The sequence below is a fragment of the Acinetobacter sp. SK-43 genome (assembly GCF_015351505.1).
In the GTDB taxonomy this organism is placed as follows: Bacteria; Pseudomonadota; Gammaproteobacteria; order Pseudomonadales; family Moraxellaceae; genus Acinetobacter; species Acinetobacter junii.
Genome location: NZ_JADKPY010000001.1, coordinates 40,924 through 52,045, shown reverse-complemented (window position 1 = coordinate 52,045; position 11,122 = coordinate 40,924). Strand labels below are relative to the sequence as shown.

Annotated in this window: 17 protein-coding genes; 12 read left to right on the top strand and 5 right to left on the bottom strand. The window is 34.8% G+C overall.

Features of this window, described 5'->3' with window-relative positions; translation table 11 throughout:
* Window positions 1–666 precede the first annotated feature (666 nt).
* From IRT38_RS00260 to IRT38_RS00250, 3 genes are all read left to right on the top strand, one after another.
* Entirely contained in the window at window positions 667–1,086 is a 420-nt protein-coding gene (locus tag IRT38_RS00260; protein ID WP_194596688.1) for a hypothetical protein, read from the top strand.
* 100 nt (window positions 1,087–1,186) lie between these two features.
* Window positions 1,187–1,351 carry a hypothetical protein gene (locus IRT38_RS00255; protein WP_194596687.1) on the top strand — a complete coding sequence of 55 codons (165 nt, stop codon included), beginning with the start codon at window positions 1,187–1,189 and terminating at the stop codon, window positions 1,349–1,351.
* A 47-nt stretch (window positions 1,352–1,398) separates the two neighbouring features.
* The gene (locus IRT38_RS00250) at window positions 1,399–1,599 is read left to right on the top strand and encodes a DUF5348 domain-containing protein (protein ID WP_194596686.1); all 201 of its coding nucleotides are present in this window, start codon (window positions 1,399–1,401) and stop codon (window positions 1,597–1,599) included.
* Window positions 1,600–1,621: 22 nt separating this feature from the next.
* On the opposite strand, the gene IRT38_RS00245 is transcribed toward IRT38_RS00250, so the two are convergent.
* From IRT38_RS00245 to IRT38_RS17465, 3 genes are read right to left on the bottom strand one after another with little or no spacing between them, the layout of a single operon-like run.
* On the bottom strand, window positions 1,622–2,065 hold the full coding sequence (locus tag IRT38_RS00245; RefSeq protein WP_194596685.1) for a hypothetical protein: 444 nt from the start codon (window positions 2,063–2,065) through the stop codon (window positions 1,622–1,624).
* Window positions 2,066–2,080: 15 nt separating this feature from the next.
* On the bottom strand, window positions 2,081–2,491 hold the full coding sequence (locus IRT38_RS00240; RefSeq protein ID WP_194596684.1) for a hypothetical protein: 411 nt from the start codon (window positions 2,489–2,491) through the stop codon (window positions 2,081–2,083).
* 2 nt (window positions 2,492–2,493) lie between these two features.
* Window positions 2,494–2,955, bottom strand: coding sequence for a hypothetical protein (locus IRT38_RS17465; protein ID WP_227592120.1), 462 nt, complete (start codon window positions 2,953–2,955; stop codon window positions 2,494–2,496).
* 18 nt (window positions 2,956–2,973) lie between these two features.
* Here IRT38_RS17465 and IRT38_RS00230 point away from each other — a divergent pair, with 18 nt between their 5' ends.
* Entirely contained in the window at window positions 2,974–3,153 is a 180-nt protein-coding gene (locus tag IRT38_RS00230; protein ID WP_194596683.1) for a hypothetical protein, read from the top strand.
* A 53-nt stretch (window positions 3,154–3,206) separates the two neighbouring features.
* On the opposite strand, the gene IRT38_RS00225 is transcribed toward IRT38_RS00230, so the two are convergent.
* Together IRT38_RS00225 and IRT38_RS00220 are read right to left on the bottom strand one after the other, a co-directional pair.
* Window positions 3,207–3,713, bottom strand: coding sequence for a hypothetical protein (locus IRT38_RS00225; protein WP_194596682.1), 507 nt, complete (start codon window positions 3,711–3,713; stop codon window positions 3,207–3,209).
* A gap of 126 nt (window positions 3,714–3,839) precedes the next feature.
* Entirely contained in the window at window positions 3,840–4,625 is a 786-nt protein-coding gene (locus IRT38_RS00220; RefSeq protein WP_194596681.1) for a hypothetical protein, read from the bottom strand.
* Between the two features lie 248 nt (window positions 4,626–4,873).
* On the opposite strand from IRT38_RS00220, the gene IRT38_RS00215 reads away from it, so the two are divergent.
* The 8 genes from IRT38_RS00215 (at window position 4,874) to IRT38_RS00180 (ending at window position 11,122) form a co-directional block, all read left to right on the top strand.
* Window positions 4,874–5,395, top strand: a complete 522-nt coding sequence (locus IRT38_RS00215) for a hypothetical protein (protein WP_194596680.1) — start codon at window positions 4,874–4,876, stop codon at window positions 5,393–5,395.
* 23 nt (window positions 5,396–5,418) lie between these two features.
* A complete protein-coding gene (locus IRT38_RS00210; RefSeq protein WP_194596679.1) occupies window positions 5,419–5,856 on the top strand; it encodes a hypothetical protein in 438 nt (145 codons plus the stop codon).
* A gap of 44 nt (window positions 5,857–5,900) precedes the next feature.
* Window positions 5,901–6,452: a hypothetical protein gene (locus IRT38_RS00205; protein ID WP_194596678.1), complete on the top strand. Its 552-nt coding sequence runs from the start codon at window positions 5,901–5,903 to the stop codon at window positions 6,450–6,452.
* Between the two features lie 208 nt (window positions 6,453–6,660).
* The gene (locus tag IRT38_RS00200; protein WP_194596677.1) at window positions 6,661–7,926 is read left to right on the top strand and encodes a hypothetical protein; all 1,266 of its coding nucleotides are present in this window, start codon (window positions 6,661–6,663) and stop codon (window positions 7,924–7,926) included.
* Entirely contained in the window at window positions 7,926–8,207 is a 282-nt protein-coding gene (locus tag IRT38_RS00195; RefSeq protein ID WP_194596676.1) for a hypothetical protein, read from the top strand. The genes IRT38_RS00200 and IRT38_RS00195 overlap by 1 nt, the downstream gene beginning before the upstream one ends.
* An 11-nt stretch (window positions 8,208–8,218) precedes the next feature.
* Window positions 8,219–9,232 carry a hypothetical protein gene (locus tag IRT38_RS00190; RefSeq protein ID WP_194596675.1) on the top strand — a complete coding sequence of 338 codons (1,014 nt, stop codon included), beginning with the start codon at window positions 8,219–8,221 and terminating at the stop codon, window positions 9,230–9,232.
* A gap of 12 nt (window positions 9,233–9,244) precedes the next feature.
* Entirely contained in the window at window positions 9,245–9,604 is a 360-nt protein-coding gene (locus IRT38_RS00185; RefSeq protein WP_194596674.1) for a hypothetical protein, read from the top strand.
* A gap of 168 nt (window positions 9,605–9,772) precedes the next feature.
* On the top strand, window positions 9,773–11,122 hold the full coding sequence (locus IRT38_RS00180; protein ID WP_194596673.1) for a hypothetical protein: 1,350 nt from the start codon (window positions 9,773–9,775) through the stop codon (window positions 11,120–11,122).

Sequence of the window (11,122 nt, the reverse complement as noted above, 5' to 3'; positions counted from 1 at the left end):
TTCCTGATAGTTTTTAAGTGGGTTAAAATAGCTATTTTATTGATGCCATTACCCATCTAGGATTTATAAAAGTCGCTGATTTAATCCACGAAATTTTTAGGCTTCAATCCATAGTGGCATTTAAATTTGCTTAACATTTCTCAATCATTAATCTATTTATATATTTTTTATCGATTTTAGTTTTTACTCATAACTGTAAATCTTTAAGAGCGAAACAATTCTCGCACCGTGGTCTGGTTTATTTTTTAACTGGTTTCAATGAAGCTTACACCAGGTCTTTTTCCGGAGAAGTCCTATCTCCAAAAACCGTTGTGAACTTTACCTCGATCGCTAATCTTATCCGGATCAGGAAACAACAGTCTCTCCAAACAATAGCCTTTAGGATACAATGGTCTAAACTTTACTTAAGACATAAAAAATGACAAAACACTGGCTAGTACTCATCTTTAATCTTTTAGTTTTTGCACTGGCTTTAATTTTCATGTTTTGGCTGTCTTTCACGCTATACATTGAGTATAACTACAACAACAACGTACCAGACTTGAAAAATGCTATTTTTTCTTTTGGGCTTTCTTTATTTGTTTTATATATTACCAAGAATAAAGTTAAGCGTACGTTTAGCGTTATTTCCAGTTCATGAAAAACTAATGATTCAAAGGATGTGTTATGCGTAATCAGATTCGTGAAAAAGATGATGGTACCTTCGAGATTGGTAAATGGCTTATCAATAAAGAAAACAAGGTCATGTTTATCGAAGTTGCTGAGGCTGACGATCTTAAGCAAGCAATAGATTTAGCTGACGTTTACGATGATATGGATTTTCAACAAGCAAAATTCGAAGTTGACCGGATTGGCGGTATTGATACCGCGCAAAAAATCTTAAAAGAATTGGTTGAAACAAAAACTGTCGCTGTATTTTTCAAAAAGGATAATTTTCATTTGGATCAACTACGGTACGTGGATCAAACCGCTTTTGAAGAATGGATGGATATAACATCAAAAAACAATGGCATCTCTAATGAAGATTTTGTAGGGGAATGGGAGCTGAAAAACAATTTAAAAACCATCCGTTTTTTGAGTCTATAAAAGGTCTGGACTCAATTGGTATTTACCAATTTTAACATGTTAGTATGATTTATCGACTACCTTCACTTGAAGGGCTAATCAATCCATAAAGGTGGCTAGTATGAGTACAAAGGTTAATGATTCTCCAAATAAGCTTGATGAGACTGCTGAAAACTTTAAAAAAACATTGAAAGAAGGTCAAAACCAATACAGTGAAGCAAGAAAAAAAGCTGAGGAAACTATCAATCGTGGTGCAAGCATTACTAATCATAAAATAAAACTTTGATTTAGTTTATTTGAAACAATCAATTAATCGTTCGCATGGAGTAATGTATGTCTGCTATAAAAAATGCTATTGGTCGTATTGAATGTGATGGTGTTGAATTCACAAGCGGTGATGTGGTTGAAGTTCTTATAGATGATAAGTGGCTCGAAACACGGATCGAACATAATGGTCGTGATTATTATTCAATTGATAATTATCAACTCATTGGTAATCAAGTGCGCTACTCACAACAAAGGAATTCATATTGACCACTGATGCTTGAAAGTTTTTTTAAGGCTCAGTATCACTACGTTTGCCCAATTTAAGTTCTTCTTCTGTAGGGTGCCGGATTTGGTCTAAAGGGACGAGGTAGTAATCATCTAACATCGCCATGCCAGTATCGTTATAAATTAGTGAAATTGTCCTTATTTCAGCTTCCATAGGCTTGAACGCAACGACTTTTGAACCAAGTGTTAATGACCTTGTATAGTTGCAAATTGCGACCCAAAGACGGGAGTGATCAATAAGATCATCCTCTGACTTTGGATCACATATCAACCATGATTCTTTTTTTGCATCCCAATACTTCCATTCGCCGTGATTATCCATTTGGAAAAAAGTCTTTAAACCAATATCAAAAAAAATATCTTGAGAAGCTTTTCCAGTTACCACGGCTCTGGCTGTTTCTATACCAACCATCTCTTTAATAAGATCAGTTTGGTCCATGTCACTCATGAAATTAACCTCGGTTCAAGATTTGGATTTAGGGCTTAATACAATGTGATAAACCTTTATGCTTTCATCTTCTAATGGCACCATGCAGATCGCACTTACTTTAGTTGCGTCTTGGTTAGCCACGTAAAAAGAGTGCATTTTTAATTCCTCTTTGCATTTTGCTAAAAGCTCTACGGCATACTTTTCTTGGGCTGCTTCTTTCGTTTTTGTAGTTGAGCCAACAGTTTCGTCCATTGTATATGCTGATTTTAAGCCATATTTATTAGCTGACTTGTCTAATAATTTGGTTACTTGGGCATTCATTGCATGAACGAAATCTCGCTTAGGTTGAAATATAAATTTCTGGATCAGGTTATAAACAATTATGTACATGCAATAGAAACCGGCGAATATAAGCAGCGAGTTCACAAAAATTTTAGTAATCATGATTATTTGTCCTCAACCTTAGAATTTTCTTTATAAGCCGGTATATGTTCTATCAGTACTAATTGACCTTCGTAGACGGTTTCATAATATTTATCTTTAGCCATCTTAGGACTTAATAAGTGAAAATAACCCTTAATTTTGAGTGTTTTTGGATCATAGTGTATATGCGGGGTGACTTTTGAGAACATAAAGTCATCTTCGACTCTTAATGGGTCCTCGATAAAAACTCTTTGGGATTTTTCTTCATCTATTACACTTTTGTGCCCGTTGGAACTCACTTCATACATAACAACAGTGTGGTCCGATTCGAGAATTTTTTTTACAACTGCATAGTGAAAATATGGTGTTCCTACAAAATCGAATCTAATGATTAACGGTCTGAGTAAACGCAAAACAAGGCATACAGTCCCTATAATAAGACCGGTAGTAAAAGGATAAGTTTCTATAAAGTTAAGTAAATTCATTTATCTGCCATGGTGTTAATGTTCGTAGTTGCATTGTTCAAAAGAGCATTTTCTAATACTTCAACCGCCCATGCAGGACAGGGACGGGATGACGGCTTATCAGGATCGTTAATCCACGATCGAACTGTTCGAACTGAACAAGGTCTTTTAGTCTCTGCGCATATCAGAGCCGCACTCTCTGCTTGGGTTATTTTATAAGTTTCGAGCAATTCTATATATCTTTCTCTACTGGTCGGCATAGGTTCATTCACCTACAATGCAGATTTTTTTGTGTATGTAATTTCGATTGTCCCCAATGCGGGTTCTCCTAATTCTTTCATTAGCTGTTTTGCTACAGATAATTGAAATTTGTCTTGAAAACCATACCTAGTTAGATCACAACCGGTAAGAGGAAACATCAGCAAAGTTAGTAATGAACTCAAGATCAATGATCTATTTAGTATGTAAATGAATAAATCTGTATTCTGCTGCGGGCTATTAGATTGAACAAGCGTAAAAAAATCTGTAATTATACTTGAATCAAAAAGGGTAAAAATTAATGCAATCGCAAACCAAATTGCAGGAACACTCATAATAATTCTATTCATTACAATAAAAGCTGTATGCAAATAGTTAAATGCTTGAGCTATATAGTTTTTATAGTTTCGAAAAGCATTTCTCCTCATATCTAAATAATCTTGAAGTGGTATCGATCCTACTTCTATTGAATTCACATAAACCCGTGCCACATCAGAAATCCTAATTTCCGCTTTTTCCATGTAATCGCTCCAGAGCAAAGGAAACTATTTAGGCATTTGTGCCTATTGAGGAATATAGGCATTTGTGCCTATTTTTGTCAATTGGCTGATGAAAAAAAACCATGCCAAGCATGGTTCATGTTTACTTTAACTTTCATGGGGCATATTGGATGTCTGCACAATATCTTTGGTACATTCTTTTAGCTCAGTAAATGATAATCTTTTTTTGTCCATCGTTGAATCGATTAGCTTGGATAAAACTGCGCCGTTAGCATTAAAAAATTCGGATAGGACTCGAATTTGGTATTTTTTTAAATCTAACAAAAGTTGAGTGTTATGTTGTTGTTCAAACGAATTTTCCGGATCGTTGTAAAATATATCATCGTCTTTGTGACGCAGATAAGTTCTGGCAAGTTTGAACCAATGATCTAAATCACTTTTGCAACCATGTACAAGACAATTACCATCAAAGTAATGTTTCTCTGCTTGCATCCCACCCAATAAAATTAGCATTTTTACTTCCAGAATCTTTGGACTTTTATCATCTATCTCTGAATTGATTTGATAAAAAATATAACCTTGCCTCAAACTTTCTAAATCTTTATCAAATATTTGAAGGGAAAGGTCTTGAAATAAAGATTTGAAATTCATTGCGACAAGTGCATGACCAAGTTCATGAACAGTAATTTGCTTTAAATCACCCTTTTCAAGAGGCTTATATGATGTGAAAGAATACTGATTACTCAAAAATTCTGGTTCAATATCTTTTCTTTTGCTGTGAATTAATTTGAAAATTGTATAAAAAACAAGTGCAATTGTGAGGATCGCAACTAAAATATACCCATCTTTACTAAGGCATTGACCAAAAATATAAATATACTCCTCTACAGGACAAAAATGCCCATAAAATTCGTTATTTAGACTGCTTCCCATACTTTTTTATACCTCGATTTTTTTGTCCAAATGCTCAATCTCGTTAATTTCTACAAGTTCATTGAGCAACATTTAGATTCTAATGCAAATCAAACATCACCCAATACTATGTGCAAATATTTTATATATAAAAACATTAAAAAAACGTTTTATTATAATCCAATATTAATTAAGCTATTAATGATTTAATTTTTTAGCTTAACATTAACCATTACTTAATCCTTAAAGAATTAAGAATGAGGTGTATCATGCGAGTGCTATCTCTTAGTAAACATAAAAAAATGAGCTTAAAAGAATATGAAAACTATGTCCTTAGTGTCGTCCCTTTACCAATTGAATTAGCTAAAGATTTAGAGAAAAAACAGAATAGGTATGAAATCAAATTCATGGCAATTTTTGTTATTTTGTTCCATATCTTAATTATAGGTCTTTTCCTATATTTCGGGCATGTCTCATTAGGTCAACGAAGCTTACTGCTTTGCATGGGTACACTGCTAATATTCAGCATACTTTGGATCATCGACTATCGTCATCATTCGAAATACACGGCGACACTACTTCCTTATGGATTAGAGATAGGTTCTATAAGTACAAAAAAAATGTTAGCTGATAATTATTTAGCTATCAATGAAATCGATAACATGGTCTTGTTGGATAAACTATCAAAATTCATTAAATATCGAGAAGATGGCTTACTAAATATGGATTTTTACGCCCTAAGAATTGATGATTATTTTGAAATTATCAATCTGGAAGGTCAACTGGAATAAAGTTTTAAAGTAGGACGTTTATTATGAATGCAGAACATATTGTTACCTATATGAATGCAATTTTCGAACGACAAGCATTTGAAAAAAATTACATACAAAAAGGTGGTGATATAAGCCTTCTTGTTTGGAAGCAAAGCGATGATGGTACTGGTAGATATGATCCCAATTGGTCCTTAATAGACAATGATGATCCTATATATAAAGAGAAGATTTCTCAACTGGCGGAACAAGTAACTGGTTGTTTAATAAGTTGGTTAGAGTGTGCAAAAACTAAAATGATTCCAGATGGATACATCTTAATGCCTAAAGAGCCAACACAAGAACTAATCGATAATGAAATGGAAGGAAAAGTTTTGCCCGCCGTCATGGGTTCACATGAACGAGCAGTTGAAAACTTTAAAATCCGGTATAGAAAGATGATCGCTGCGCAGTCAAAAATTAATTTACTCTCCACCGACTAACTCATTGTTTTATTCCGTTTGATTGAATAAATAAGGACCAAATCATGCAATATGCACTTATGAAAGTTTCTGATAACGCAATGGTATTAATGGATGCCAGTGAAGCTCAAGCACTTTACACATACAAGGGACAAATTACAGATGTACCAGAACCAGATGAAGAAAATTTGCCGTTAAAAGTAGTCTATGGCGCATACAAGCCTCAACACGGGAAAGGTCTTGAGGAAACCATTGAAAATCTCAATGCTTCTAAAGGTTTCTGGCATGGTCATGTTAAAGATGACAAATGTTATAAAATTGCAGTAGTAGATTTCATTACGCTTGATCCAGTTATGTTAGGGCAAAGCTTTTACATTCCCTTTGCTTCCTTAGTTTCCACAAATATTGATCTAAAGAATAAATCCCGTACTTTTGCGATCACAACATTTCTACGGTATGAGAATAGAACTCCTGCTGAAAATATTCTCAATCGAAATGGTGTTTTCTCTATTGCCTCACAAGAAAACCGCATCAAAAATGAGATTGTCACCGAGAAAAATTGGAAAGATTTTGTTGATATGAACCGTGCGAAACGAGCAGCTTCTAAAATTTTCTAGTGACCATCATGATAAGGAAAAGGTGATACCTTTTCCTTTCAAGTTGATATTAATTCCTAAGATTCAATGATTTCTATAAATATATTATAAAATTATGTACTTAAATAAAATAATTCAATCAAAATATATACCGCAAAAATGATATAGACTTAGCTGCAAATATTTACTATACTCTTGTTAATCATTTATTTTAATTATTAGAGTATCTATGTCCGACCTAGTATTGAAATCTCCTTTGTTTACGAGTTTAAATTTTAAGTATTCCCAAGACTCAGTTATTCGTTTTGTGGGTAAACGAAATATCCCTTTTTTTGACTGTCATCAGGTCCCAGAAGAAACGCTCATCCAATTACTCAATTTTGCAATTCAGCAATCTGATGAGCCATTTCATGTTTCATACTACACTTATAAAGCAGGGGTAACTTTATTTATCACCCATGATAAATTAGTTTCCAAACCGTTCTGGTTTAATCAAATTGAATACACTGAGCTTTTCCGTGCTTCTGAAAAAACCAGTTATTTATCTTTGCCGCTAACTGAGAGTTTGGTCAAACAAATTGATAAAGCTAGTAAAACCATGAAAATTAAGAAAGCTCATTTGATGGTACTTGCAACCTTGACTGAGTTTTCACCAAATCCATGGTCGGGTGATAGAACAGCTCCGTTTGAAAGCTTGATTGACTGTGCCATGAACCTACAATCTCATACTGTAGAAAAGCCAGAGTTTGACTGTTCTCATGAACCCAAAAACCTGTCGTGGACAGAGATTGCTGACGGGTTAAAGAATATCGTTGGCAAAAATAGTTGTGACGAAAAGAAAATTAATGCTTTCATTTTAAAAGCAAGAAAGACTTTTGCTGAATATAAAACTAATTTAAAGTTTCAGGATAAATATGATGAACTTCGTTACACGATAAGTGCCTATCGTGCAGATGGTCAGCTAGTTCACGAAGATAAAGTTCCAATTCAATTTAACCTCCGAAACTTAGATGCGCTTTTCGCACAAAACTTGGAGTACTATAAACACGTACTTTATCTTGAGGTCAATGATCCATTTGAGGATGAAACTTTCATCTATTATCCGACTTTGACGAATATCATGGATAACGAAAAGCCACAATCAATTTTCTTTTCTATTCCGGCATCATTCTTCTATTGGTTAATTACTATATGCGGAGCTTCATTACGTTCCCGAAATAGTACATTGCGTCAAGCAGTTCACAACTTCATTACAAATTGGAAAGATCAGTGGGATAGCATTCCTACAAGTCAAAAGAATAGTGTAATTGAAGCATTTTCTAATTTTAGAAAGATCGCTCAAGACAATGATGAAATAGAAGAAGCAACTGAGGAAGTTAAACGCCCACGAGGTAGACCACGTAAATATCCAATTGACTCTGCTCCAGTTGATGAAAAAGTGAAAAGACCTCGTGGTAGACCGCCAAAAGCAATTTCTGCAAAAGGGAAAAATTAATGTCAGGAAGTGCTTTTGAACTTTCTGTTCCAATTGAGAAAATTGAAACAGAACTGGCAGGAATTGAGTTAGCACTTATAGAAGCAATTCAAGCCCATTGTGAAAAGAACGAAATTGGTATTCGGCAGCTCGCTTCTTTAGTAGGATCGAGTGTCGGTAAAGTTCACTATCATTTGGGTGGAGGTGGAGACTCAACTCTCTATAATTTACTGTTAATTGCACAGAAAATAGGGCTTTCTGGCTCAATTACATTAGAGTTAAACCCAAAGGCTGACCAATAAGGGTATTCCGTATGAATAAAGATTATGATTTAAAATTTACAGGGGTTTCATCAGAAGAAGAAGCCTTACTGATTGTTCAGTCTGAACCAACAATTGTTGCAAGCTTTCCTGAAAATTTACTTACTGATAATGTTTTGTTTGAGGCACTTAGACGAGACCATCGTGTTTATGGCATGATCAATCGAATATTTTTCTCTGATGACTTGGTTAATCGACTAATTCTTGATAATCCGCAAAGGGTTTTTGAGAATCTGAACTTATCGTTAATTAAGCCAAAGCATTTGCTTAATTTACTAAAAGTTCAAGGTTTGGCTATTCAGTTTATTCCTGAGTCGATGTTGACTACTGAATTATGTACTATAGCTATTGAACAAAATGTGGAAGCGCATGAATACGTCCCTTTACAGTTACGTGATGCGTCTTATATCAATAAGTTAATTTTACAGGCACCAGAGTACGTCCGCCGAATCGATATTGAACAACGTGACTCAGGAATATTGAAACAAGTAGTTTTGGATCATCCTTTCGTAATTGAATTCATGGTTATGCCGGATCGTACACCTGAAATTTGTGAGGCAATTATGCAACATGATCCTAAATGGATTGCATATTTTCCCGAGCCTGTATACGACAAGCCTGCTATGCTTGAAAAGATGTCACAGTTAGAGTATTTCAGTAACCCGAATGACAAAGAGGTTTTTGATTCGGAAATCGTAAGAAAGTCACTGGCTGAATATTTGTTCACGAAAAATCCAGAGTATTACCATCGTTTACCTTTAGCTTCAAAAACTTGGGATATGGCGGTGGCTGCGGTGGAGTATAATCCTGACAACATCTTGAATACGCCTACTTCCTTAAAAAGAAGTGGCAAACTTTGGGAAATTGCTTTGAAACAAAAACCCGAATTTTATAAGACCATACCACTAGATCAACAAAGTGATTCAATTCGTATTTTTATCGCCAGAGAAAAAGCACGTAAAAATAATACTTCACTGGTTTCATCTTTAAGTGAATCTGCGAACTAAAGGAGACTGGATATGGATAAGCTATCGCTTTTAAAACGAAATGGCATATTTCTTAAGTTCATTAAGGTAGAAATGCGTGATTATGTAATGTGTGCGACTGCCGTATACTCTAACCCAATAGCTATCAAATTCATTCCTCCGCAACATCTTGATGATGAAATTTTGGAGCATGTTATACATGCCGGCGAAAAGTATGTTGATCTAATTCCCAAGGAATTTTTAAGTGACTATCACTTCCATTTAATCCGTGAGTTGTATCCGTATGCACAAATACTTTCAAATGAGCCAATTAGATTAAACTCAAATGGACTCAAAGCGTTAGAGCAAGTCTATGACATCATTGGTTATCCTCAATTTAAGAAATTTGCTTAGACATACACTTTGTTGCCAAGATAGCTTTAAAATTTTAAAGCTATTTTTTTTGATTTAAATAAATATAAAATTTAATGTTTTTATTATCTAACAATTAATATTTATAAAATGTTTGAATTTTTACTATTTGTAATTAAAATAATTTAAATATAATTTTGGGTTTTTCTAATGTTTAGCAAAAAAAGTTTACTAGCTGTCAGTATCGCGATCGCAGTGCAGAATGTATCTTTCGCTGCTAATGTGGCAGATCACAACTACAATCCTAATTTGACCAAAGAGCAAACCGGTGTAGATATTAGTTCAGTAATTGATTGTGGTTACAATTACGCGAACGGGAACTGCGACAGTAGCAATCCTTCAGTACAGAAAGGCTATGCAGATGCCAACAATATTAATAAAGGTACCAATGATGGTCGAACTGCAAATAACAGCCAAGATATTTATGATCAGTCAAATACGAGTAAACTCGGTATAAATCAGATGGATGACAATCGTAATATTGTCAAATATTCCGATACTCGCGACTTAAGTAAGCAACAAAATACCATTACTGATCTCTATGGTGGCGGGGGAAATGTAGATTCATTAAAATCTACTTACAATACAAACGTTGTTCCAGATAAAGATGGCTTAGCACTTAAAAATAAGTGCCTGCAATATAGCGATCAACAGCTAAGCGAAATGACCCAAAGCCCGAATAGTGCAACATCAGATTTAGCAAATCAGTGTTTAGTAATCCGTACTGTTGCAAACACAAACGATAGTGCAATTGTTAATGGTTTTGCTGAGACCGATCCATTAAGAACATCCGTTGTCAAACGTAACACTACAAATATTAAAACAAACAATTATGTGTCTAGTGTTGATGCCAAATCCTCAGCCAGTGTAAACGCTGCAAACAGCCAAGCTTATGCGTGTGATGTTGAGCCAACTCGAACCGAATATCACACGACTACTTGTAATACAAAAAGTTTAGGTCGCCAACAAATCTGTATGCAAAATCGTGAAATCATTTGCGGAAATAATGTGACTGGTACAAGAGACCTACCTGAATGCATAGCAGGAATGGATAGAGGCACAGTTAAGTTGTCAAGTAGTAGTAACGGTAGGGTCGGCAGTTTTGTCGCAACCGATGGCGGGTTTTCTCTCAATGAGCGATGGAATGATGGTAACAGATCATCCACGGGGCGTTGGGAAATTAATTTTCTTGTAAAAAATCCCGATAAGGTCCAGATGATATTTACAAGTTTTTACTATGACAATAAAGCTGATTTTTATGTAAATGGTAATCGCGTAGCGGGGGCAGACAGTCCCAAAACAGATGGATCACAAACACTAAATTTAAATCTTCGACAATGGTTGGTTGTTGGACAAAATACCTTTGTTGTTGAAATGACTAACTACCATGGACCGGCAGGCATATCATTCAATGTAGCTATTGATCCTTCCAGTTATATGGGGTGTATGTGTAAAGAGTCTTGGAAAACGACTTGTTCTATATCAAAAGTGGAGATTTGA